Source organism: Listeria grandensis FSL F6-0971 (assembly GCF_000525835.1).
GTDB classification, from domain to species: Bacteria; Bacillota; Bacilli; order Lactobacillales; family Listeriaceae; genus Listeria_A; species Listeria_A grandensis.
Genome location: NZ_AODD01000002.1, coordinates 263,370 through 286,425, shown reverse-complemented (window position 1 = coordinate 286,425; position 23,056 = coordinate 263,370). Strand labels below are relative to the sequence as shown.

The window sequence follows — 23,056 nt, the reverse complement described above, 5'->3', positions numbered from 1 at the left end:
CAAGAATCGAACTTCTCATTTGCCGCTTACTGGACGTTTATTATTTAGCTAAAGCTTCTTTTGCTTGTGTAGCGATTTGTGTAAATGCTGCTTCGTCATGTACTGCAAGATCTGCAAGCATTTTACGGTTCATATCGATACCAGCAAGTTTCAAACCATGCATGAATTTGCTGTAAGAAAGATCATTCAAACGAGCTGCCGCATTGATACGTGCGATCCATAATTTACGGAAATCACGTTTCTTTTGACGACGATCACGGTAAGCATATTGGTAAGATTTCATTACCGCTTGGTTTGCTACTTTATATAGTGTATGCTTCGAGCCATAATAGCCCTTCGCTAATTTAATTACTTTTCTCCGACGTTTGCGTGTTACTGTTCCGCCTTTTACGCGTGGCATATAAATTACCTCCTAATGGGTTTTCACAAAAATAGATTCTGTGTTTTTCCGAATTAAAACTTGCTTATTTCATTTTAGCGACCATTTGGCGAATACGCTTGAAGTCACCTTTTGAAACTAACGCACTTTTACGTAGTTTACGTTTTTGTTTTTGAGATTTGTTTGCGAACATATGACTTGTGTAACCGTGCGAACGTTTTAATTTACCAGAACCTGTTCTTTTGAAACGCTTAGCAGAGCCACGGTGAGTTTTCATTTTTGGCATGAATTTTTCCTCCTCAGAACTTTACTTCTCTTGAATTGGCGCTAGGACTAAGAACATTGAACGTCCGTCCATTTTTGGTCTTTGCTCAATTGTACAAAGGTCTTCGCACTCTTTTGCAAAACGGTCAAGCACCTTCTGACCGATTTCTTTATGGGTAATCGCACGCCCTTTAAAGCGGATAGAGCATTTCACTTTATCGCCCTTCTCAAGGAACTTGCGCGCATTACGTAGTTTCGTATCAAAATCGTGTTCGTCAATCGTAGGACTTAAACGAACTTCTTTCATTACGATGATTTTTTGATTCTTGCGAGCTTCTTTGTCTTTCTTCTGTTGCTCGAAGCGGAATTTACCATAGTCCATAATACGGGCTACTGGCGGTTTCGCTGTCGGTGCAACTAGAACAACATCCAAATTGGCTTTCTCCGCAATTTCAAGTGCTTCAGCTTTTGTTTTAACACCAAGCTGTTCGCCGTCTTGATCAATCAATCTTAATTCACGTGCACGAATCCCATCGTTTACCAACATGTCTTTGCTAATGGTGAGCCACCTCCATAAATTATTACTCATAACAAGTGAAAGTACGCATAAAAAAAGCGCCGGTTTCATTACAAACCCGCACATCAGAAAATTCACATACATCATACGTGAACTATAATTCCAATTCTTTGCCTGCAAAAATACATTTACGAGGCGAGAAGCGGGATGCTCCTTCTTTCTTGTCATTCATTAACCAGAAGTTATTGTACCACGGCTAGACTGCATATGTCAAATCACCTACTCATTCGACTACGAGGTTTATCATATCAAAGTTTGATCTGCTTTTCAAGGACTTTCTGAAATTTTTTCAAATCCCCGGCTCGGCGAATAGGATTTTGAAGGGGCTGTGGATCGTTTGTTGCATAATTCGCGTCATGATTTCGTCTTTTTCGAGCTGGGAAATTGGTGTGATTTCGTCCGCTTTGTGCCAGTTTTTGATGGATGCTGGGTCTGCGATGAAGCCTCCACGGACGAGTTCGCCGTTTAGTTGGAAGTGTTGACCTGACTGATTTTCGATGGTGATGTAGTTGTTGTGACCTGTGAGCGTTAATTTTTCGCTATCCATCATTTCTCCCAATTCAGTTCCCAACTAAATCCAAATTTATCGACAACTTTCGCGTGTACGGCACCCCAGAAAGCTTCTTGGAGTTCCATTTCGATCGTGCCTTCTTCGGCGAGCGCTGTGTAGATGTTGGTGATTTCCTCTTCTGAATCGAATTCTAGGCCTAATATGACGCTATTTCCTTCTGTGACTGGCGTTTGGAAAATATCATTGAGATAGAGTGTCAAATTTTCGTTAATGACGATTTCTGCGTGGAGGACTTTGTTAGGATATTGTTCAAAACCGGGAATGCCATCCGACATTTGGAAGTTTTTAATTTCCCCTCCAAAAATGGCGTGATAATAGTCTACTGCTTCTTTACAGTGATCCGTTGTTAAATAAGGAATGAGCTTTTTCATCGTTTTCACTTCCTTCCATTATTTTATAGTATCAGAATACGCGATTGGCTCTTTTTTTGCAAACGATACATAAAAAGACGACCAGCATAACGCCGACCGTCCTTTTATAATTAACGAATTTCTTTAATACGAGCTGCTTTACCACGCAAGTCACGTAGGTAATACAATTTCGCACGACGTACTTTACCACGACGTAATACTTCTAATTTAGCGATACGCGGTGTGTGTACAGGGAATGTACGCTCAACGCCAACACTATAAGAGATTTTACGAACGGTGAAAGTTTCGCTGATTCCTGCTCCACGGCGTTTGATTACAACACCTTCAAAAAGCTGAATACGTTCGCGAGTTCCCTCGACAACCTTCACGTGAAGGCGAACAGTATCACCAGGACGGAAGCTAGGCACGTCTGGATTTAATTGACTTTTAGTAATTTCATTGATTAACAAATTCATTACACTTCATCTCCTTCCAACAGACATTCTTTCATTCAACATATGTAATGAAGCGGAACATCGTTATAAAACTGGATCTGTCCAGTTACTAATCTAATCTATCATATTTTCCATAGTGTGTAAAGGTTTTTTTCTTGATGGCTAAAATATGGTATGATAACCTCTAGAAACGGGTATATATTTCTTACAAGTAGAAAGGAAGTGTTCGATGCATGCGAATCGTCAAACAAAATTTTCTCACCCAGTTAACGACGCTACCGTTGTTATTTCCTGTAAATTGTTATCTCGTTACAGATGGTGACAGCTTAACGCTAGTCGATGCTGGTTTACCAATGAGCAGTAGCAAAATTTTGCAGAATATCGCAGCAATTGGTTTGCCGCTGCGCCACATTATTTTAACGCATGCGCATGGCGATCATATCGGTGCACTTAAAAATGTCACGGAGGCGCATCCCGAGGCTCTCGTCATGATTTCTGCACGCGAATTACAGCTTTTGAAAGACCCTACACCTCGCGCTTTTGAGGCGCAAAAACCAATAAAAGGCTCCTACCCAAAAACATTTCCCGTCAGAGTCGATAAAACCATCCAGGAAGGTGATATGATTGGCTCCTTATCTGTCATTGATACACCTGGCCACACGCCTGGTTCCATCTCCCTTTTTGATAACCGCACACAAGCGATAATTGTTGGCGATTTACTGCAAACACAAGGCGGACTTGCCATAGCCGGTGACACGCGCCCGCTATTCCCTTTTCCAACGATGGGAACGTGGGATTTAGAAACAGGGATTGCTTCCACCGAAAAAATAATGCGCCATCAACCTAAAATTTTAGCGGTTGGTCACGGAAGAATGATTCCAGAACCGATGCGACTACTCGAAAAGGTAGTAGAACGAGCAAAAAAAACGATTACATTCCTAATAAAAAAAACAACTCGGTAACAAGCATTGGTCGCCGAGTTGTTTTGTTACGCTATTTTAAAACCTCGTTATTTTTGTCATAACAACCGTGCCGTAGCCTACCTGACTTAGCAACAGTTTGCCGTCTTCTTCACGGATAAATTGTTCATCGAAATGGCAGTTCAATACAGCGTCTCCACCCAGTTCGTGTGCCTGTTCCTGCAAACCGCGAACAAGCCCTGAAAAATCAGATGTTGCTGACCAGCCAGCTTTTGGCTCTACTTGCACATAATTACGAACAAAAACCACTTTTACGACATCGTGGTTTACAGCTGTTGGGCCAGTTGACACGAGCACCGATTCCACATTGCGATCCAACACATCATCCCGATTCTCATCCGCTTCATTTTTAAAAATTCCCATGTTTTAGTCCACTCCTTTTTGTATCTCATCTAACCATTTTTGTTGTTGCTCCGTCAGCTTATAATTCTGAAGCAAGTCCGGCCTGCGTTCCCATGTGCGGCGCAACGATTCGCGCTCTCGCCATTCTTCAATGAGCTTATGATTCCCATTTAAAAGCACCTCTGGAACTTCCATATCCCGAAACTGCGCTGGGCGTGTGTAGTGTGGATGTTCGAGTAGCCCCGTTGAAAATGAATCTGTTACAGCAGAATCAGCATTACCTAGCGCGCCAGGAAGCAACCGGATAACACTATCCATCATCGCCATTGCCCCAATTTCACCGCCAGTTAATATATAATCCCCAATCGACACCTCATCCGTTACTAAAAATTCGCGAATTCGCTCATCATAGCCTTCGTAATGCCCACAAATAAAGATGAGATGCTCCTCTTGTGCAAATTCTTCCGCAAGTTTCTGATCGAATCGTTTGCCAGCAGGATCCATCAAAACAACCCGTGGTTTCGTATCAGGCGATCTTTCCCGCAATGCCTCTACCGCTGAGAAAATCGGTTGCGCTTTTAATAGCATACCCGCGCCGCCGCCATAAGGATAGTCATCCACGGTTTGATGCTTCCCTTCTGCATATTCCCGAAAGTCGATAATAGAAACATCGACGAGGCCTTTTTCAATCGTTTTTTTTATAATCGAGTTTCCAGTCATACCGTCAAACATCGTTGGAAAAATCGACAAAACATCCATTTTCATCTAGTCAAACAGTCCTTCCATGACAGAAATCGTGATTTTTTTATCGTTTACGTTGACCGATTGCACCACGTCTGCGATATATGGAATAAGCTTGTCTTTTTGCCCCTTCATTTGAACAACCCAGACATCATTTGCGCCTGGCGTCAAGATTTCACTAATAGTTCCGAGTAGCTCTCCTTCGTCGGTATAAACTTCGCAACCAATGATTTCATGAAAATAAAATTCATTTTCTTCGAGGTCACCAAGCTGGGATTCCGGGACCTTGAGCATGCCCTCTCGCATACGCTCTACATTGTTAATACCAATAATGCCTTCAAAAGTCAGCAAATCGAAATTTTTGTGCTTCCGATGCGTTTTTATGACTAGTTTCTCCGGTTTTTTGCTATTTTTTGCGAATAAAAACAATTCATTTCCTGGTACAAATCGCTCATCCGCGAAATCTGTCTGCGAGATAACGCGTACTTCTCCCATTAAACCGTGTGTATTGACTATTTTTCCTACATTAAACATTTGCTCCATGCTTTCACCTCTAGCGTATTTCTATTATTATATCATCTTGTATTACGATCGTTTTGGCAAAAATAGTATCGTCCCAAGCGTCGCCTACTGAAACATCGAGAATAGCTTCTAAATCACGTTCTTTGATTTCACTCCCCAGCGGCAAAATATCTAGTTGTTCCAATTGAAAGTCAATCAATTTGACCTTTTCTTGACGCATTTCAATTTCTCGTCCAAAGTAATCATTCACTGATTCTTGGTTAAATTTACTTTTACGCTCCATTTTCTTTTGTTCAAAATGAAGTTGATCGCTTTCCTTTTGCAGTTGTTGTCTTTGTTCTAAGTAGAATTGTAACAATTTCTGTTTGCTTTTCTCTGTTAGTACCTGCTTGACAGTCACTTTTTGGATAATTTTCATCAGGAACACCCCCTTTATCCGTGGCTCGTTTCTTCTATTGTAACAGGGTTTTAGGGTGAACGCTATACGAAAAATGGAACACGCCCGTTAGCACCAACAAAAACTGGGTAAATCCTCATAAAAAAACCACCGCACGTTTTACGTGAGGTGGTCATTCGATGATTTCGAGTCGAACTTTTTTCTCGTTACGGTTTCCGGTGGCATAGACAAGCGTCCGAATCGATTTCGCGATCCGTCCTTGCTTGCCTATCACACGGCCCATATCATCTTTATTTACTGATAACTTATAAAGAAGGCTTGTAGCGCTCTCTTCCACCGAGATAACGACGTCATCTTGATGATCAACAAGAGGCTTTACGATGGTTAGAATTAAATCTTCCATAGCCATGATCCCTATTATTTACCTAGTTTTGAATTATGGAATTTCTCCATAATGCCTTCTTTTGACAACAAGTTACGAACTGTGTCAGAAGGTTTCGCACCATTATGCAACCATTTTAAAACTGCTTCTTCGTCGATTTTCACTTCTGCTGGGTTCAAAAGTGGATTGTATGTACCCACTGTTTCGATTGAACGGCCATCACGAGGAGAACGAGAATCTGCAACTTGAATACGGTAGAAAGGTTTCTTGTTAGAACCCATGCGTTTTAAACGAATTTTAACTGCCATTTATATATACACCTCCATAAAGTCTTACACAAGTATATATATTACCAGTAAAGGATTTGTTTGTAAAGTTGTTTTTTCTTTACAGCTGCATTTTTTCTTTTATTTCTTCGGGAGAATGGGCTGTTATCCTATTTAAATAGCGGCAATAACCTGAAATATTATGTTCGACATCATCAATACGAACGCGGAACCAATGGGGGCGAATAAAGAAACTATGCCGAATGCGCGTCGGCTTTTTATAGTACATCGCCAGTTCCAGATAGAAAAACCATTGAGTTGATAGTCTACGCATTTTTCGCTGGTGCGCTCTAATTTTTCACGATTAAAGCCTTCGAGTAAATAAGCTTTGTTTGTCGCCTCCATTCGTTCGCACATATCATGCGTTACCACAGTTAGCTTCAGGAAAGTCGGGAATGTCGTTTCACGATCGTGAATAAAATCCAAATGTTCAAAGCATTTTTTAAACCGAATTCAAAATAACCATCTTCCGGCAAGTATTTTCATTATTTCATTCGTGCAGTAACTAAGGCAATGATCATGATTTTTCCAGTACTCTTTGTTAATAAAATGATCATAAGCTTTCGTTGCAATGTCTAGCCAACGCGAGTCGCGCTAAATGATGTAAGCACGGCTTCCCTGCTCCCGAATCAGATCAATCGCCAGAAAAGCAAGGCCTTCTCATTTGGTTTTAAATACCTATCATTCATCGTCTACCTTTTATGCGAATTCATTATATTTATTTTGTTAAGCAAGGAGACCCTTATTAATAAGATTATATTAGCTATTATCTTATTTAAAAAAATCATTCTAAATAACTAGTTGCATTGGTTCGTTCTGCATGATTCATTTCATCAAAAAAGTGTAAAAATCATAGAGCAGATTCTTACACTTTTCGATTTCCCATATTAAAACGGCATCTTAAAATTACCTAATCCGCCTCGTTTTTTCTTGCCTTTTCCACTTCCGCCCATACCAGACATCTGCTTCATCATTTTTTTCATCTCATTAAATTGTTTTAAAAGTCGATTGACCTCTTGAATCGGCCGTCCAGAACCACGCGCAATACGCTTCCGACGATTCGCATTAATGATATCTGGATGATCTTTCTCCGCTTTTGTCATCGATTTAATGATTGCCTCAATATGCGTCAACTGCTTTTCATCGACGTTCATATTATCAAGACCTTTCATCTTGTTTGCACCTGGCATCATTTTTAGAAGTTCATCAAGTGGTCCCATTTGGCGTACTTGCTGCAACTGCTCCAAGAAATCATCCAGCGTCATCGACATATCTTTTACTTTCTGCTCCAGCTCGCGCGCCTTGTCCTCATCCACGGAAACTTGCGCCTTCTCAATAAGAGAAAGCACATCGCCCATACCAAGAATACGAGACGCCATCCGATCTGGGTGGAAACTTTCTAATGCTTCCATCTTCTCACCCATACCGACAAATTTAATCGGTTTCTGTGTCACAGAACGGATAGAAAGCGCTGCACCACCACGTGTATCACCATCTAGTTTCGTTAATACGACACCAGTAATATCTAATTGCGCATTAAAGCTTTCCGCTACATTTACCGCGTCTTGCCCCGTCATCGAATCGACAACGAGTAAAATTTCAGATGGATTGGCGATTTCTTTCACCGCTACCAACTCATCCATTAATTCTGTATCAATATGCAGCCGGCCAGCCGTATCAATCAAAACATAATCCAGATGATCCTCTTTTGCCTTTGCAATCGCTTGTTTCGCAATTTCAACAGGACTTACTTGATCCCCTAAAGAGAACACTGGCATGTCTAACTGATTACCGAGCGTCTCTAATTGCTTAATTGCAGCCGGTCGATAAATATCTGCCGCAACGAGAAGCGGTTTACGATTATATTTTTTGCGCAGTAGGTTCGCCAGTTTACCAGTTGTTGTTGTTTTACCTGCCCCTTGAAGTCCAACCATCATGACAACAGTCGGTGGTTTATCGGCAACCGCAATCTTGCTTTCCTCGCCGCCCATCAATGCTGTCAGTTCTTCTTGTACAATTTTGATGACTTGTTGGCCTGGCGTTAGGCTCTTCATGACCTCACTGCCAACAGCTCGTTCGCTTACTATTTTAATAAATTGTTTTACGACTTTAAAGTTAACATCGGCTTCTAGTAGCGCTAACCGCACTTCACGCATCATTTCTTTGACATCCGCTTCGTTCACTTTCCCTTTTCCGCGGATTTTGTTCATCGTTTCTTGTAATCGGCCAGCTAATCCTTCAAATGCCATATGCGCCGCCTCCTAATCCATATTTTTAAGTTGTTGAAGCAATCCTGCTACTTCACTGGTTAAAATTTCATTGGCTTGTAGATGCTGTTCCAATTGTTCGATCAGCTCTTCACGCTCCTGATACTTCTTCAAAACGCCAAGCTTGTCCTCGTAATTATCGAGCACGGCTTCCGTTCGCTTAATATTATCATATACCGCCTGTCTGCTCACCTCGTACTCCTCAGCGATCTCACCAAGCGATAAATCTTCCAAATAGTAAAGCGAAACATAGGACTTCTGCTTCTCCGTTAAGAGCGATTCATAGATGTCAATCAAAAAATTCATTCGCGTTGTTTTCTCAAACATGGTGCATCGTCCTTTCCAAACTTAGCGTTTGTTCATACTCTATAAGAATACGTGTAAAAACAGGTGATGTCAAGCAATCCAAGACGAAAAAAACCGTTCAGATCTCACAAAAATTGTTAGGAAAACGCAGTGAAAACAAAGCATTCTCACAAAACTAAATCCACGCTTCAGGCTCACATAAATAGCCTGTGTACGCCTCACTTGCTATAATAGTCCATATACCAACAAATAAGGAGGAAAAAACATGAGAAAAGTCGTCTTTTATGGTGCTGTAAGCTTAGACGGTTACCTAGCAGACCAAAATAACAGCCTAACCTGGCTATTTGAAACAGACACCGGTGGAGAAACAACCTACGAAAATTTCATCAAAAGTGTGGACTCCGTCATCATGGGGCGAGTCACATACCAAGAGGTTTTGAAGCTACTAAAAGCCGAACCACTTTACCCAGATCAAGAAGTCTTTGTTTTCACACGGGACCAAAACACAGCATTCAAAGATGTGCAGACCATTCATGAAAATCCCGTAACATTTATCAACAAGTTAAAAGCATCTGCTGGTAAGTCCATCTGGATTGTCGGCGGTGGGAATTTACTAAAACCGCTCGTAGAAGCAAACTTGATCGATGAATGGTGGATTCAAATCACGCCTGTCTTACTAGGAAAAGGAAAGCGTTTATTTGAAGAAGGAGACTATTTAGACAGACTCGAACTTGTAGATACAACCTCATTTGGGCAATTCGTCGAGCTGCATTACAAAAAAATGGACTAAACAAGAGACCGCCATATCAAGGTTTATGAAACGCCTTGACATGACGGTTTTTTTCTTATTCTTTTGCTCTATCAATCACATCTGCAAACAAGCCATATACATATTCATTCGCATCGAAAGCTTGCAAGTCATCCATTTTTTCGCCTAGACCAACAAATTTAACGGGGATGTGGAGCTCGTTACGAATCGCGATCACGATACCACCTTTTGCCGTTCCATCTAGTTTCGTTAAGACAAGGCCGCTCACATCGGTTGCTTCTTTGAATTGCTTCGCTTGAACGAATGCATTTTGCCCTGTTGTCGCGTCCAATACAAGTAAAACTTCATGCGGGGCATCTGGTACTTCACGCGTGATAACTCGCTTCACTTTTTCTAGCTCGTTCATGAGGTTTACTTTGTTTTGCAGTCGTCCAGCTGTATCACAAAGCAGCACGTCGACATGACGCGCTTTAGCCGCTTGAACCGCATCGAACATCACAGCCGCGGGATCACTGCCTTCTGCTTGCTTGATGACATCGACACCCACGCGCTCGCCCCAAACATCTAGTTGGTCAATCGCCCCTGCTCGGAATGTATCGCCGGCTGCGAGTAATACGCTCTTCCCTTGCGATTTCAGATGGTGCGCTAATTTTCCGATTGTCGTTGTTTTGCCGACGCCATTTACGCCGACGAAAAGGATGACAGTGAGGCCGTCTGCTTGGATATTCAGCTCCGGTAGTTCTTCTTCCTCACCATGATAAATCGCCACTAATTTCTCGACGATTACTTCTTGTACTTCTTTCGGATCTTGAATGTTGCGCAATTTCACTTCTTCGCGTAATTGATCGACCAGCTCCATCACTGTTTCAAAGCCGACATCCGCCTGAATCAAGATTTCCTCTAGCTCTTCGAAAAATTCCTCATCCACTTTACGATATCGCGCCACAAGCTCATTCATTTTCCCAGAGAAATTATCACGGGTTTTGGATAAGCCGTCTTTAAACTTCTCCGTTACGGCATCGGTTTGTTGCGTTAATTTATCTTTTATTTTTTTGAAAAATGTCATCGGGGTTGCAACTCCTTATTTGATTAATTCTGCGGTTTCTTCCAAGCGTACGGAAACGAGCTTGGAGACACCGGATTCTTGCATCGTTACGCCGTATAACACGTCGGCTTCTTCCATCGTGCCTTTGCGGTGGGTAATAACGATAAACTGGATATTCGTTTCAAATTTCTTCAAATAACGACTAAAGCGCGTCACGTTGGCTTCATCAAGCGCGGCCTCAACCTCATCCAAAATACAGAACGGCATTGGACGAACACGAATGATCGCAAACAGTAAGGCAATCGCGGTTAATGCACGTTCCCCACCGGATAGTAAACTCAAGTTTTGCAGTTTTTTACCAGGCGGTTGCGCTTCGATATCAATACCTGTCGTTAAAACTTCGTCTGGATTTTGCAGGATAAGTCGCGCCTGGCCACCGCCAAATAATTCTGGGAAAACGATGGCAAATTCAGTCTGAATCGCCGTGAAGGAAGCCTCAAATCGCTTCTTCATCTCCTCATCCATCTCGTCCATCACTTGGAATAACGTCGATTTTGCTTCCAACAGGTCTTCTTGCTGCCCATTCAAAAATTCGAAACGTTCTTTAATCCGCTCAAATTCATCGATGGCGCCAATGTTTACCACACCTAGCTCATCCATGGAGCGTTTTAGCAAGCGGACTTTAGATCTCGCATTATCGATATCGACGTCTGCCATCGCACGCGCTTTTGCAGCTTCAAATGTTAGGACATAAGCTTCTGATAGGCGTTCCAAACGGTTATCTACATCGGCATCCAAACGGCTCAAACCAACTTCTGCCGCCGTTTTTTGCTCCATGTAGAAGCTTGCCTGATTGTGTTTTTGTTGGAGAGCTTCTTCTTGTTCTGCCAAGCTTTCTTGAAGTTTGGAGCGCTGTTCACGAAGCTCATCGCGGCGCACCGCTGTCTCTTCTTTTTCAGTCCGCGTATTTTCGATCGTTTCTGCTAACTCTTCTGTATTTGTATGAACCGTTTCCAGATTCGTTTGTAACATCGCGAGTTTAGAGGTGATCGCCTCTTTTTCTTGGTAATGTTCACTCATGTCTAGCTCGAGCTTCGCCAAGGCCTGTTCTGCGGTTTGGAGCTGCTCTCGGCCTACTGCTACACGTGATTTCAGCGTGGAATAAGCTTCTTGATCGCTGGCGCGGTTGTGTTCCTGCGCCTTACTTTGCTCTGCCATTTGTTGAATACGCTCGTCTTTATCGATAATCTCCATCGCGAGCACAGCTAATTCTTGTTCCAATTTCTCTTTCCGGGCTGTCAATTGCTCTTGTTCTGTGGCACCTTCTTCTTTTTCCATATCATAAATTTGGAGTTGTTTATTGGCAAGCGCCAAACGTTCTTCCGCGCGTTCTTTCTTACCAAGAAGTTCTGTTTCTTGCAAACGAAGCGATTCCCCAACAGATCGGGCTTCTTCCAATTGTTCTCGTTTTTCTTTCACGCCTTCTTTTAACACGGTAAATTGTTGCTCTGTTTTTTCGACGGAATGCGTCATCTGCGCGATTGTCTTGCTCAGATTTTCGAGCTCATGTTTTCGCGTCATGATCGATGATTTACCTTGCGCCGTAGCCCCACCAGTCATCGAACCGCCCGCATTCACCACATCACCATCCAGCGTAACGACACGATAGCGGAAATTGACCAGTTTGGCTAGCGTATTCGCGCCTTTTAAATCTTTTGCCAAAATCGTCGTCCCAAGCGCGTTCAAAATAACATTCTCGATATGGGCATCGTATGTCAACACGTCACTTGCTAGCGCCACAAAAGCTGGTTGCTGCTCAAGCGCATGTTTCGTCGCAGTTGGCAATTGACGCGGCTGTATCGTGGAGAGCGGTAAAAATGTTGCTCGTCCAGCTCGTGTCTCTTTCAAATACCGAATCGCATCGCGCGCAGCTTGGTCATCCCGCACAATAATATGTTGCGCGTTCGCACCAAGCGCGATCTCAAGCGCCTTCTGGTAGTGCTCCGGAATCTCAACTAACTCCACAAACGCGCCCATTATCCCGTCGAGTTTCTTCTTCGCCTTTAAAACTTCACGGACACCTTGGAAAAATCCGGCATAATCGTCAGCTAATTCAGCCAATGTTTCCTGGCGCGATTTTGCTTGTTGGATCACTTCATATTGTCGATACATCTCGCGTTCTTCTTTCGCAAACGTCGCTTCTTGTTTCGTTAACACTTGTTGAATCTTCTGGTAATGCGCCATCTGCTCAGCAAGTTGCGTTTGCATATCTTCCAAATGCTTTGTTAAGTGCTCTACGTTCGCAATAATCTCATTACGATCCGTGATATGCTGCTGATTCTCATGATCTAATTTCTCTGAACGACCTTGCATCTGCAATAATTGACGCTCCAAATAACCGATATCATTTTTCATCGTCGTTTGCGTATGGCGTAGCTCGATATAATCGCTCTTCATGTTTTCAATCGCTTCTTCGGACAAATTACTATACTCTGCAAGCTTAGCCTCAAGTGCCTTCTTTTCTTTCAGGAACACTTCAAGTGCTGTTTCCTTTTCGAGTTTATCCTGCACAAGCACTTGTTTTTGAGATTCCTGAGCGCTGATTTTGCTCTCCAATTGTTGCAGGGTTTCATACATCACTTGCTCATTCTCGTTGCTATGTTTTTTCCGTTCTAGCGCGACGTTTCGCTGACCATCTAACTGTTCCAATCGCTCCGTTACGACTAGGAGTTCTGCTTGTGTCTCCTCCATGTGCTGATCGATCTCAGCCAGTCGCTTTTTTTTGCGTATAGATTTGCGTTTCTTCCTGCTTAATTTCTGCCTGCATCGCTGCTAAAATTTCACCATTCTTCACAAAATCAGCTTTTTGAATCGCGATTTTTTCTGTGAAGGCTTCAATTTCTGCCACGAGCAAGGTCACTTCAAACTTCTCTAACTCTTCCTGTTGGAATAAATAGTCTTTCGCTACACTCGCCTGGATTTCTAATGGCTCCAGTTGCCCTTCTAATTCGTATAAAATATCCTGCACACGGTTCAAATTCTCTTCCGTTTCGAAAAGCTTGTTTTCCGCCTGCTTCTTGCGGTGTTTATATTTCAACACGCCCGCCGCTTCTTCAAAAATCGACCGCCGTTCCTCTGGCTTACTATTTAGAATTTCATCAATTTTCCCTTGACTAATAATCGAAAACGACTCGCGACCGAGCCCTGAATCCATAAACAAATCTACAATATCTTTTAGGCGACACGATTGTTTGTTGATTAAATAATCACTATCCCCGTTACGAAAAATCCGTCTTGTTACCGATACTTCACTATAATCCAGAGGTAAAAACCGATCTTCGTTCTCAAAAACAAGCGAAACTTCCGCAAAATTAATCGGTTTACGCGTATCACTTCCTGCAAAAATAACATCACCCATCCGACCACCGCGAAGGCTTTTGGCAGACTGCTCACCAAGTACCCAGCGAATTGCCTCGGTAATATTACTTTTCCCACTCCCATTTGGCCCTACAATTGCCGTAGTGCCCGGCACAAAATCAATTACCATCTTGTCAGCAAATGATTTGAAACCATTCATTTCCAGTCGTTTTAATAACATGTCCGGACTCCTTTACCGCTTAATTTTGACGCAACGCTTGAATGGCATTTTGGGCCGCCTTTTGTTCCGCTTGCTTCTTCGTTTTTCCAGTACCCGCGCCGCGTTTCTCGTGATTGATTGCCACAATGGCTTCGAATGCCTTGCTGTGCGCTGGGCCTTTTTCATCTAGAATAGTATACGTGATAACGACATCACGATCTTTTTGCACAATTTCTTGTAATTGCGTTTTGTAGTCGACGGTTTGCTCAAAATAGCCCGCATCGATCTTAGGAAAGACCACGCGTTCTAGGAATCGGACTACTTTATCAAGCCCTTGATCAAGAAACAGCGCGCCAATAAATGATTCAAAGACATCAGCAAGCAGCGCCGGACGTGTTCTACCACCCGCACGCTCCTCACCGCGCCCAAGTCTGACATACCGCGAGAAATTCACCATCTCTGCAAAACTGACGAGTGACGGCTCGCAGACGATAGCTGCGCGCATTTTTGTCATTTGTCCTTCCGCCAGATCTGGAAATTTCTTAAATAGGTAATGCGATACTGTTACTTCAAGCACCGCGTCACCTAGGAATTCGAGCCGTTCGTTGTCCTCGATTTTTTCCTTGCGATGCTCGTTCACGTAAGACGAGTGTGTAAAAGCTGTTTTTAAGAGCACCAGATCTGTGAATGTGAAGCCGACGCTTTCCTGTAATTCTTCCCAAATATTCATCTGTAAAGCCTCCATTTTCGTATTTAGAAGCCACACTATAGCTTTATTTTCTAAACAACTCCTAGAATAAGAGAGTCTGCTTAGAAAATAAACTTTAATGTGGAAAAAGAGGATGTCAAGAAACAGCAACAGAATTTTTAACCGGAATACCCGTCTAAAACAGTCTGTGCTACCTAGACACCCTCGTTCATTTGATTAAAACAGGTCGGATTTATGCATTGCCCTCTATGTACTTCACTGCATCCCCAACTGTTCCGATATTTGCTGCATCATCATCAGAAATTTCTACGCCAAATTCATCTTCAAGTTCCATAACCAATTCAACAACGTCTAGTGAATCTGCACCTAGATCGTCTTTGAAGGAAGCTTCTAAAGTCACTTTAGATTCCTCGACGCCTAAACGATCGACGATAATCTTAGTTACTTTCTCTAATACTTCTGCCATTGTTTACTTCACCTCCCTCCAAGTATTATATAGGATTTCTTCGTATTCGTAAACTATTAATTAAAAAAAGCCTACAAACCAAGCAAAAATCAGGTGTCACTCCCCACATTTCCAAGCGAAACCTGTGGCTTTCTGAAAACTACATGGTCATGCCGCCGTCAACCGCAATTGTCTGTCCAGTCATATAACTCGAAACATCACTCGCTAAGAACAAGACCGCATTAGCAACATCTTCCACCGATCCGTATTTGCCAAGTGGAATTTGTGCTAGCATCGCCGTTTTTGTGGCTTCGTCCAGTTCATCCGTCATCTCCGTTGCAATAAAACCTGGAGCCACTGCATTGACGTTAATACCACGTGATGCTAGTTCTCGCGCTGTTGTTTTTGTAAGACCGATGACACCTGCTTTACTTGCTACGTAGTTTGCTTGACCAGCATTTCCGATTAAGCCGACGACAGATGTAATATTGATAATTTTACCATACCGCTGTTTCATCATGGTTCTTGAAACGGCTTTCGTACAAAGGAACACACCTTTAAGATTCGTGTCGATCACCGCGTCCCATTCGTCCACTTTCATGCGCATCAATAGGTTATCACGCGTTATTCCCGCGTTATTCACTAAAATATCGATACGTCCATATTTCTCAACGGCTTCTTTGAAAAGCGCTTGTACGTCGTCTTCTACCGCTACGTTGGCTTTCATCGCGGCTGCTTCTCCACCGGCTGCTGTAATCTCATTCACGATTGCCTCTGCTGCTTCTTGGGAACCATTAAAATTAAAAAATACTTTTGCACCTTGTTTGGCAAGTGTCATCACGATTTCACGGCCGATACCGCGTGATCCACCTGTAACAAGCGCTACTTTATCTGTTAAAATCATTATTTTGCCTCCTTCAATGCCGTCGCAACTTCTTGTACAGAGGCTACGTCACCTGCTGCTAAAATCGTCACGTCACGATTAATTTTCTTGATTAAACCGGAAAGTACTTTACCTGATCCAACCTCAACAAAGGTATCTACGCCTTGCGCTACTAGATTCGTAATGATATCTTCCCACAAAACAGGTGCATAAATCTGTTTGACAAGTTTTTCAGGGATTTCATTTTTATCTGTCGTTGCTTTTGCATCTACGTTATTGACGACTGGTACGGTGCCATCTTGGAACGTCACTTGCTCAAGTTCCGCTTGGAATTGTTCAGCTGCCGGCATCATTAATTTAGAATGGAAGGGGCCGCTAACAGCAAGTGGCATCACGCGTTTAGCCCCTGCTTCTTTTGCATTTGCACCCGCTTTTTCAACACCTGCAACCGTTCCTGAAATAACGATTTGACCTGGGCAATTAAGGTTCGCTAACTGCACATCATCACCTGATGCTGTCACAGCATCTGTAATCGCGCCTAATGCATCGCGGTCTAAGCCAAGTACGGCAGCCATTGCGCCTTGACCATTTGGTACGGCTGCTTCCATCAATTTACCGCGACGGTGTACTAAATAAATCGCGTCTTCTGCTGTTAAAAAACCACCTGCAACCAGCGCGCTATACTCACCTAGACTATGGCCTGCAACAAAATCGGCTTTCACACCATATGTTTCCAAAGCTCGTAAAATCGCCACGCTCGTTGAAACAAGCGCCGGTTGGGCGTTCTCTGATTTGGTTAGAAGCTCCATCGGGCCATCTTTGATCACATCCGTAAGGGCATAGCCTAACTTGGAATCCGCCGCTGTATAGACCGCTTGTGCTTCTTTATATTCTGCTGCAACATCTTGTCCCATCCCCATTTTTTGCGATCCTTGACCTGGGAAAACGAATGCTATTTTACTCATCTTTTGTGCCTCCTTGATTTGCTTTTTCTTGTTCAGCTTTTAAGTGGCCGCTTGCGACTTCCGTTTTTATAGTCTCTACCACTTGTTTTTGAACCATTTCACGTGCTTGACGAACGGTAGAAAAAATCGCCTGTGCGTTAGACGAACCGTGCGCTTTAATGACTGGCGCTTGAACGCCGAATAGACATGCGCCACCATATTCGCTGTAATCCATTTTCGCCTTTAGTTCCATTAAGTCTTTTTTCAAGAAGGATGCCGCGATTTTATTTTTAAGACCGTTCATCAGGCTCATTTTCATCAGGCTAAAGAAGGCTCCCGCCGTTCCTTCGATCGATTTTAAAACCATATTCCCTGTAAATCCGTCTGTTACGATAACGTCTGCCACATCCATCATCACGTCGCGAGCTTCGACATTGCCGATGAAATTATAAGAGGTCTGGTTCTTCATGAGCTCAAAGGCGCGCTTCGTCATGTCATTTCCTTTTGTTTCCTCAGTTCCGATGTTTAATAAGGCAACACGTGGATGTTCAATTTTCCGAACTTTTTCGGCGTAAACAGAGCCCATTAAACCAAACTGTAAAAGATGTTCGGGTTTGGCGTCAGAGTTTGCACCTAAATCAAGCATCACAAAGCCTTTTCCAGTTACGGTTGGCAATGTTGGTGCTAGCGCTGGGCGATCAATGCCTTTAATACGGCCAACCACGAAAAGCCCTGTAGCCATGAGGGCACCAGTATTCCCCGCAGAAATGCAGGCGTCTGCTTCGCCATCTTTTACTGCTTGTGCGGCTAACACCATCGAAGCTCTTTTTTTACGTTTGACGGCACGAACTGGCTCATCATCGCTTTCGATTTTTTCGTCCGTATGTATAATTTGAATGCGTGTTTTATCTGCCAAATATTCATTTATTTTCACTTCATCACCAAAAAGTAGGAACTCGACATCTTTATACTGTGCTGCTGCTTTCATGACGCCTAGTACAATTTCTTTGGGGGCATGGTCGCCACCCATTGCATCAATTGCAATTTTCATTTCACTTCAGTCCTTTTTACTTTTTTCCGTCGCGTGGTACATCTCGAATTTTCCTTTTAATACCACTTCATCGCCGACGTAGCTTAATACATCCACAATCGTAATCGATCTACTATCTCGTTCATTTCTTACTTTCGCTTTTGCTACAACACGCTCGCCTTCTTTCACAGAATGAATAAAGCGCACAGTGGCTTGCGTTGTTAAAGCAAGATCATTCGGAATAATAGCTGTTGCCAGGGAATTCGCTTGTGCAAAGAGATGATGTCCGCGTGCAATTTTATTTCGTTTAAAAACATGTTCTGGCCCCACTTCAAAAATGGAAATGGCTCCTTTATTTAATTCAATATCAATGATTTCACCAATAACTTCTTCGATTGGAAGGGAGCGAACGGCATCTGCGTAATTTTCAGAGGCCACATGTTTAATTCGTTCGCGAAGCTCTGGAATCGCGAGCGCAACCCGATCTAATCGAACTGTCTGTACACTGACTTGAAACTTTTCGGCCAATTGTTCGTCCGTAATGAACGGATTTTCTTCAATCGCTTGAACCAGCCGCGTTTGCCTTTCTTTTTTTGGATATTTTTTCATCCCAATTCCTCTCTCTTTTCATGCTTCTTATTTTAAAATTTTAATACCAGATACTAAGAGTAATATATAAAAAATGCTTCCAATATGCAAGCTTTAAGGCTTTCGTGATGTGTTGGAACTCAGTCTAATTTCTGTTCACTAAAGACGCCATTTGCCTCGAAAAAGCCTCGTAACGGGGCATATTCTGCTGCCTCGAAAAACTTATCATGATAAATTATTTCGACGGCATCTTGGCGGGCAATTTCTAAAACACGATAGTCATGAACCATATCGGCGACTTTAAATTCTGGAATGCCGCTTTGCTTTTTACCGAAGAAGTCACCGGGGCCGCGAAGTTCTAAATCGCGTTCGCTGACAACAAAGCCATCGTTGGTTTCCGTCATGATGGTCATTCGTTCTTTGCCGACTTCCGTTTTCGGATCAGCGATAAGAACACAGTAGGATTGCTCTGCGCCACGACCAACACGCCCGCGCAATTGATGGAGCTGGGCAAGCCCGAATCGATCAGCATCATAGATGACCATCATCGTCGCGTTCGGTACATTAACGCCAACTTCGACAACAGTGGTGGACACAAGGCAATCAATTTTATGATCATTAAAATCACGCATAATCTGATCTTTATCCGCCGGTAAAAGTTTCCCATGCATCAAGCCAGCAGAATGCCTCCCTTGCCACTTGCCATTCAAAATATTATACACATCAATCGCATTTTGAACGTCTAGCTTTTCCGATTCTTCGATAAGTGGACAAATGACGTAAGCTTGCCGCCCTTTGGTGATTTCTTGTTCGATAAAACCGATGACGCGCTCAAGCATTTGATGTTTCACCCAATAGGTCTCAATTTGCTTCCGACCTGCTGGCAATTCGTCGATGACGGAAACGTCCATTTCGCCAAAAGCCGTGATGGCAAGCGTCCGTGGTATTGGTGTCGCTGTCATGAAGAGCACGTCAGGAAACGCACCTTTTTCGCGCAATACTCGTCGTTGTTCGACACCGAATCGATGTTGCTCATCCGTGATAACGAGTCCTAATTTTTGAAAGATGACTTCTTCTTGAATGAGTGCATGCGTCCCAACGAGTACATCGATCTGTCCAGCCTCAAGTAGCGCCAACATTTCACGACGACGCTTGCCTTTGACGCTACTCGTGAGGAGTCCGACGGTGACATCAAAGGGTTGCAACAAGTCGACCAATGAATTGGCATGCTGTTCGGCTAATATCTCTGTCGGTACCATCAAAGCTCCTTGGAAACCACTTTTTGCCGCGGCATATAGGGCAATGGAAGCCACGACCGTTTTCCCAGATCCAACATCGCCCTGTAGTAAACGGTTCATATGGAAATGTGATTTCATGTCTCCGCATATCTCATTCACGACACGCTTTTGCGCATCCGTTAGTGGAAATGGCAAGCGCTCAATATAATGACGCAATGCCTTCACGTCGTAGTCAATCGAGACGCCGCCCGACCGTTCTCGTTCAATTTTGCGGAATAGCTGCATCTTTAATTGGAACAGCAGGAATTCTTCGTACACCATCCGTCGCCGCGCTTGTTTCAATTCTTCCGGCCCTTTCGGAAAATGCAAGAATTGGACGGCTTCTGACCGCGAAATAAGCTGATATTTTTGTAGCCATTTTTCAGGTAAGATTTCGACAACCTCTTGTCCATATGCCTCAAATGCAGCCATCGTGAACTTTAGTAATGTCTTGTTGCGAATCGTGCCCTTCAATCGGTACACGCCTTCTAGTGCTTCCTCGGATGTTTGGTGTCCTTTTTTATATTTACTTGCCGTTATTTGCGCACGTCCTTTGTCCCATTTACCAGAAATCGTGACCTCGTCCCCAATCGTTAGCTTTCCTTTTATGTACGGCTGATTGAAAAAATCGATTTTAACGACTTGATGGCCTGAGGAAACGCGAAAAGACAGCTTCGATTTTTTCCGTCCATAGTAGGCGAGAGTAGGTTCGGTCAAGACTTCTCCTTGCACCGTCACCCGCTCTTCATGCGCCACCTCGGACAAATCCCGCAACCGATAATCTTCATACCGATACGGAAAATTGAAAAGTAAATCTGCTACTGTCTCAATATCTAATTCTTTTAACGTTTTTGCTGTCTCAGCGCCGACACCTTTCACGTCTGTCACTGGAATATCATTCAGATTCTTCACGTTCCTCTTGCGGCGACAAACCAAAGATCTTTCTTTGTACTGCCCTACCAGTAGGTGTTGCCGCTAGACCTCCTTCACCAGTTTCACGCAATGAACTCGGCATTTGTAACCCCACTCGGTACATTGCCTCAATCACTTCATCACATGGAATTCTACTCTTAATGCCTGCTAATGCCATGTCCGCTGAAATCATCGCCTGCGAAGCTCCTAGCGCGTTACGTTTCACGCACGGTACTTCCACAAGTCCTGCTACAGGATCACACACGAGTCCAAGCATATTTTTCATCGTCATCGCCATTGCTTCCGCGGATTGTTCCGGTGTCCCGCCGGCCGCCTCCACGATAGCTGCTGAGGCCATCGCGCTTGCTGAGCCGATTTCCGCTTGGCAACCACCCGCCGCGCCAGAAATAAAGGCTTTATTGGCCACAACGAAACCGAAAGCTCCAGCTGTAAATAGGAAGCGTAACATATCATCACGTGTCATGCTAAGGCGATCTTTCACTGCATACAGCACACCAGGAACGACACCAGCACTACCCGCAGTTGGCGTTGCGCAAATAACTCCCATCGCCGCGTTGACCTCGTTCGTCGCAATCGCTTTAGCAACAGCATCCAAAATTGTTTCACCAAATAGCATATTTCCTTTTGCAATGTATTCGCGCATCAGAACCGCATCACCACCCGTTAATCCAGTCGTTGATTCCACGCCTTCTTCCCCGCGAGCAATCGCCTCTTCCATCACCGTCAAATTCCGGTCCATCACTTCTAAAATCGTTTCGCGCGTGTTATTCGTAACATTCATTTCACGCTCAATCATGATCTCAGAAATTCGTTTATTTTCGCGATTTGCGATATCCACCAGCTCTGCAACTGTATGAAACATAGTATAACCTCCTATTTGTTGTGGCTCTTACGAAGCGTACTCTGCTAAGTTAGAGCCTCAATATGCATGGGAACGTAGTGCGCATGTAATCCATGTACTACATCGTGTCCCGCGCCTTCGGATCCAGCTTCAGAAGCCAACCCCTCGAAACTTTCTCGCCCTCCACAAAAACCAAGATCGGATTTTCATTGCGGCCGCTCCAAGTTTTTTCGGGGCTAAACGGGCTTCCTAAGCTTTGTTGTGGCTCTTACGAAGCGTACTTTGCTGAGTTAGAGCCTCAATATGCATGGGAACGTAGTGCGCATGTAATCCATGTACTGCATCGTGCCCTGCGCCTTTGGATCCAGCTTCAACGGCCAACTCCTCGAAAACTTCACGCCCTCCATAAAAAGCAAGAACGGCTTTTTACTGCGGCCGCTCCAGTTTTTTTCGGAGCTGAACGGGCCGTTTCAGCTTTTCGTTTTTCATAATACAAAACTGGCCACTTGGTAAATATCCGGCAACTGCTTAATTTCGTCTAGCACAACTTGTTCGACAAGCTGATCGACCTCGAGCACCATCAAAGCTTCGTCACCTTTTACTTTTCGAGATACTTTCATTTGTCCGATATTAATTTCGTTCTTTGCAAAAATTCCTGACACAGCTGCAATCGCACCAAACTGATCTTTATGTAATACTAAAACAGCAGGCGACATGCCGGTAAACTCTAGTTCAAACTCATTCAGACGTACAATTTCCACCTTGCCGCCACCGATAGAAGCGCCGACTAGAGTTGTTTGTTGCATCCCATTTTTGAGCACTAATTTTACAGTATTGGGGTGAGCCGCTTCCTCAAGCTCCTCGATAAAATTAATATGCATGCCCCACTCATTGGCGAGCTTGATCGCGTCTGGCATCCGTTCATCGTCTGTTTCAAAGCCGAGCAAGCCGCCGATTAAAGCGACGTCCGTCCCATGCCCCTTATACGTCTTCGCAAAAGAACCATATAAATGAATATCCACCTGCATCGGCATTTCATTAAACACACTTCGCGCAACAGCACCAATCCGACAAGCCCCGGCCGTATGCGAACTCGAAGGCCCAACCATCACCGGTCCAATAATATCAAACACACTATTAAATTTCATCTCACTTC

At 43.6% G+C, this 23,056-nt stretch carries 26 protein-coding genes, 2 pseudogenes and 1 other annotated feature; of the genes and pseudogenes, 2 read left to right on the top strand and 26 right to left on the bottom strand.

Going from position 1 to position 23,056, the window contains the following annotated elements; genetic code table 11:
- Positions 1-40: 40 nt before the first annotated feature.
- The 6 genes from rplT to rplS form a co-directional block, all read right to left on the bottom strand.
- Positions 41-400 carry a 50S ribosomal protein L20 gene (gene rplT, locus PGRAN_RS01955; RefSeq protein ID WP_036064634.1) on the bottom strand — a complete coding sequence of 120 codons (360 nt, stop codon included), beginning with the start codon at positions 398-400 and terminating at the stop codon, positions 41-43.
- A gap of 64 nt (positions 401-464) precedes the next feature.
- Positions 465-665: a 50S ribosomal protein L35 gene (gene rpmI, locus PGRAN_RS01950; protein ID WP_036064633.1), complete on the bottom strand. Its 201-nt coding sequence runs from the start codon at positions 663-665 to the stop codon at positions 465-467.
- 21 nt (positions 666-686) lie between these two features.
- Positions 687-1,202, bottom strand: coding sequence for a translation initiation factor IF-3 (gene infC / locus PGRAN_RS01945; protein WP_103035007.1), 516 nt, complete (start codon positions 1,200-1,202; stop codon positions 687-689).
- A gap of 44 nt (positions 1,203-1,246) precedes the next feature.
- Positions 1,247-1,385 (bottom strand) — a sequence feature (ribosomal protein L20 leader region).
- 124 nt (positions 1,386-1,509) lie between these two features.
- Complete coding sequence (locus tag PGRAN_RS01940; RefSeq protein ID WP_149023952.1) at positions 1,510-1,770, bottom strand: hypothetical protein; 261 nt, start codon at positions 1,768-1,770, stop codon at positions 1,510-1,512.
- The gene (locus tag PGRAN_RS01935) at positions 1,767-2,162 is read right to left on the bottom strand and encodes a VOC family protein (RefSeq protein WP_036064630.1); all 396 of its coding nucleotides are present in this window, start codon (positions 2,160-2,162) and stop codon (positions 1,767-1,769) included. Before PGRAN_RS01935 ends, PGRAN_RS01940 begins: the two co-directional genes overlap by 4 nt.
- A 110-nt stretch (positions 2,163-2,272) precedes the next feature.
- Positions 2,273-2,617, bottom strand: a complete 345-nt coding sequence (rplS, locus tag PGRAN_RS01930; RefSeq protein WP_036064629.1) for a 50S ribosomal protein L19 — start codon at positions 2,615-2,617, stop codon at positions 2,273-2,275.
- 212 nt (positions 2,618-2,829) lie between these two features.
- Between rplS and PGRAN_RS01925 the strand changes: the two genes are divergently transcribed.
- Positions 2,830-3,558 carry an MBL fold metallo-hydrolase gene (locus tag PGRAN_RS01925; RefSeq protein WP_036064627.1) on the top strand — a complete coding sequence of 243 codons (729 nt, stop codon included), beginning with the start codon at positions 2,830-2,832 and terminating at the stop codon, positions 3,556-3,558.
- 36 nt (positions 3,559-3,594) lie between these two features.
- Here the strand turns inward: PGRAN_RS01925 and PGRAN_RS01920 are convergent, their stop codons facing one another.
- The 9 genes and pseudogenes from PGRAN_RS01920 to PGRAN_RS01885 form a co-directional block, all read right to left on the bottom strand.
- On the bottom strand, positions 3,595-3,939 hold the full coding sequence (locus PGRAN_RS01920) for a hypothetical protein (protein ID WP_036064625.1): 345 nt from the start codon (positions 3,937-3,939) through the stop codon (positions 3,595-3,597).
- Positions 3,940-3,942: 3 nt separating this feature from the next.
- Positions 3,943-4,683 (bottom strand): tRNA (guanosine(37)-N1)-methyltransferase TrmD, encoded by a 741-nt coding sequence (gene trmD / locus PGRAN_RS01915; RefSeq protein WP_036064623.1) that lies wholly within the window; start codon positions 4,681-4,683, stop codon positions 3,943-3,945.
- On the bottom strand, positions 4,684-5,202 hold the full coding sequence (gene rimM, locus PGRAN_RS01910) for a ribosome maturation factor RimM (protein WP_036064621.1): 519 nt from the start codon (positions 5,200-5,202) through the stop codon (positions 4,684-4,686).
- A 10-nt stretch (positions 5,203-5,212) separates the two neighbouring features.
- A complete protein-coding gene (locus tag PGRAN_RS01905; protein ID WP_036064619.1) occupies positions 5,213-5,599 on the bottom strand; it encodes a YlqD family protein in 387 nt (128 codons plus the stop codon).
- Positions 5,600-5,750: 151 nt separating this feature from the next.
- Complete coding sequence (locus PGRAN_RS01900; RefSeq protein WP_036064617.1) at positions 5,751-5,981, bottom strand: KH domain-containing protein; 231 nt, start codon at positions 5,979-5,981, stop codon at positions 5,751-5,753.
- 14 nt (positions 5,982-5,995) lie between these two features.
- A complete protein-coding gene (gene rpsP / locus PGRAN_RS01895; protein ID WP_036062095.1) occupies positions 5,996-6,268 on the bottom strand; it encodes a 30S ribosomal protein S16 in 273 nt (90 codons plus the stop codon).
- 79 nt (positions 6,269-6,347) lie between these two features.
- Positions 6,348-6,880 (bottom strand): annotated as a pseudogene (locus PGRAN_RS17565) (hypothetical protein); the annotation flags it as partial.
- A 293-nt stretch (positions 6,881-7,173) separates the two neighbouring features.
- Positions 7,174-8,535, bottom strand: a complete 1,362-nt coding sequence (ffh, locus tag PGRAN_RS01890) for a signal recognition particle protein (RefSeq protein WP_036064615.1) — start codon at positions 8,533-8,535, stop codon at positions 7,174-7,176.
- Between the two features lie 12 nt (positions 8,536-8,547).
- Positions 8,548-8,880: a putative DNA-binding protein gene (locus PGRAN_RS01885; protein WP_036064613.1), complete on the bottom strand. Its 333-nt coding sequence runs from the start codon at positions 8,878-8,880 to the stop codon at positions 8,548-8,550.
- A gap of 244 nt (positions 8,881-9,124) precedes the next feature.
- Here PGRAN_RS01885 and PGRAN_RS01880 point away from each other — a divergent pair, with 244 nt between their 5' ends.
- Positions 9,125-9,649, top strand: coding sequence for a dihydrofolate reductase family protein (locus tag PGRAN_RS01880; RefSeq protein ID WP_036064611.1), 525 nt, complete (start codon positions 9,125-9,127; stop codon positions 9,647-9,649).
- 55 nt (positions 9,650-9,704) lie between these two features.
- On the opposite strand, the gene ftsY is transcribed toward PGRAN_RS01880, so the two are convergent.
- The 11 genes and pseudogenes from ftsY to sdaAB form a co-directional block, all read right to left on the bottom strand.
- Positions 9,705-10,694 (bottom strand): signal recognition particle-docking protein FtsY, encoded by a 990-nt coding sequence (ftsY, locus tag PGRAN_RS01875; RefSeq protein ID WP_036064609.1) that lies wholly within the window; start codon positions 10,692-10,694, stop codon positions 9,705-9,707.
- Positions 10,695-10,709: 15 nt separating this feature from the next.
- Positions 10,710-14,271, bottom strand: a pseudogene (gene smc / locus PGRAN_RS01870) (chromosome segregation protein SMC).
- Between the two features lie 19 nt (positions 14,272-14,290).
- A complete protein-coding gene (gene rnc / locus PGRAN_RS01865; RefSeq protein ID WP_036064607.1) occupies positions 14,291-14,980 on the bottom strand; it encodes a ribonuclease III in 690 nt (229 codons plus the stop codon).
- Between the two features lie 211 nt (positions 14,981-15,191).
- On the bottom strand, positions 15,192-15,425 hold the full coding sequence (locus tag PGRAN_RS01860) for an acyl carrier protein (protein ID WP_036064605.1): 234 nt from the start codon (positions 15,423-15,425) through the stop codon (positions 15,192-15,194).
- Between the two features lie 139 nt (positions 15,426-15,564).
- Entirely contained in the window at positions 15,565-16,308 is a 744-nt protein-coding gene (fabG, locus tag PGRAN_RS01855; RefSeq protein ID WP_036064603.1) for a 3-oxoacyl-[acyl-carrier-protein] reductase, read from the bottom strand.
- On the bottom strand, positions 16,308-17,252 hold the full coding sequence (fabD, locus tag PGRAN_RS01850; protein WP_036064602.1) for an ACP S-malonyltransferase: 945 nt from the start codon (positions 17,250-17,252) through the stop codon (positions 16,308-16,310). The genes fabG and fabD overlap by 1 nt, the downstream gene beginning before the upstream one ends.
- On the bottom strand, positions 17,245-18,282 hold the full coding sequence (gene plsX, locus PGRAN_RS01845) for a phosphate acyltransferase PlsX (RefSeq protein WP_051998385.1): 1,038 nt from the start codon (positions 18,280-18,282) through the stop codon (positions 17,245-17,247). Before plsX ends, fabD begins: the two co-directional genes overlap by 8 nt.
- 6 nt (positions 18,283-18,288) lie before the next feature.
- Positions 18,289-18,870, bottom strand: coding sequence for a transcription factor FapR (gene fapR, locus PGRAN_RS01840; protein ID WP_036064600.1), 582 nt, complete (start codon positions 18,868-18,870; stop codon positions 18,289-18,291).
- A gap of 119 nt (positions 18,871-18,989) precedes the next feature.
- A complete protein-coding gene (gene recG, locus PGRAN_RS01835) occupies positions 18,990-21,038 on the bottom strand; it encodes an ATP-dependent DNA helicase RecG (RefSeq protein WP_036064598.1) in 2,049 nt (682 codons plus the stop codon).
- A complete protein-coding gene (sdaAA, locus tag PGRAN_RS01830) occupies positions 21,022-21,921 on the bottom strand; it encodes an L-serine ammonia-lyase, iron-sulfur-dependent, subunit alpha (protein ID WP_036064597.1) in 900 nt (299 codons plus the stop codon). Before sdaAA ends, recG begins: the two co-directional genes overlap by 17 nt.
- A 464-nt stretch (positions 21,922-22,385) precedes the next feature.
- Complete coding sequence (gene sdaAB, locus PGRAN_RS01825; RefSeq protein WP_036064594.1) at positions 22,386-23,048, bottom strand: L-serine ammonia-lyase, iron-sulfur-dependent subunit beta; 663 nt, start codon at positions 23,046-23,048, stop codon at positions 22,386-22,388.
- Positions 23,049-23,056 lie beyond the last annotated feature (8 nt).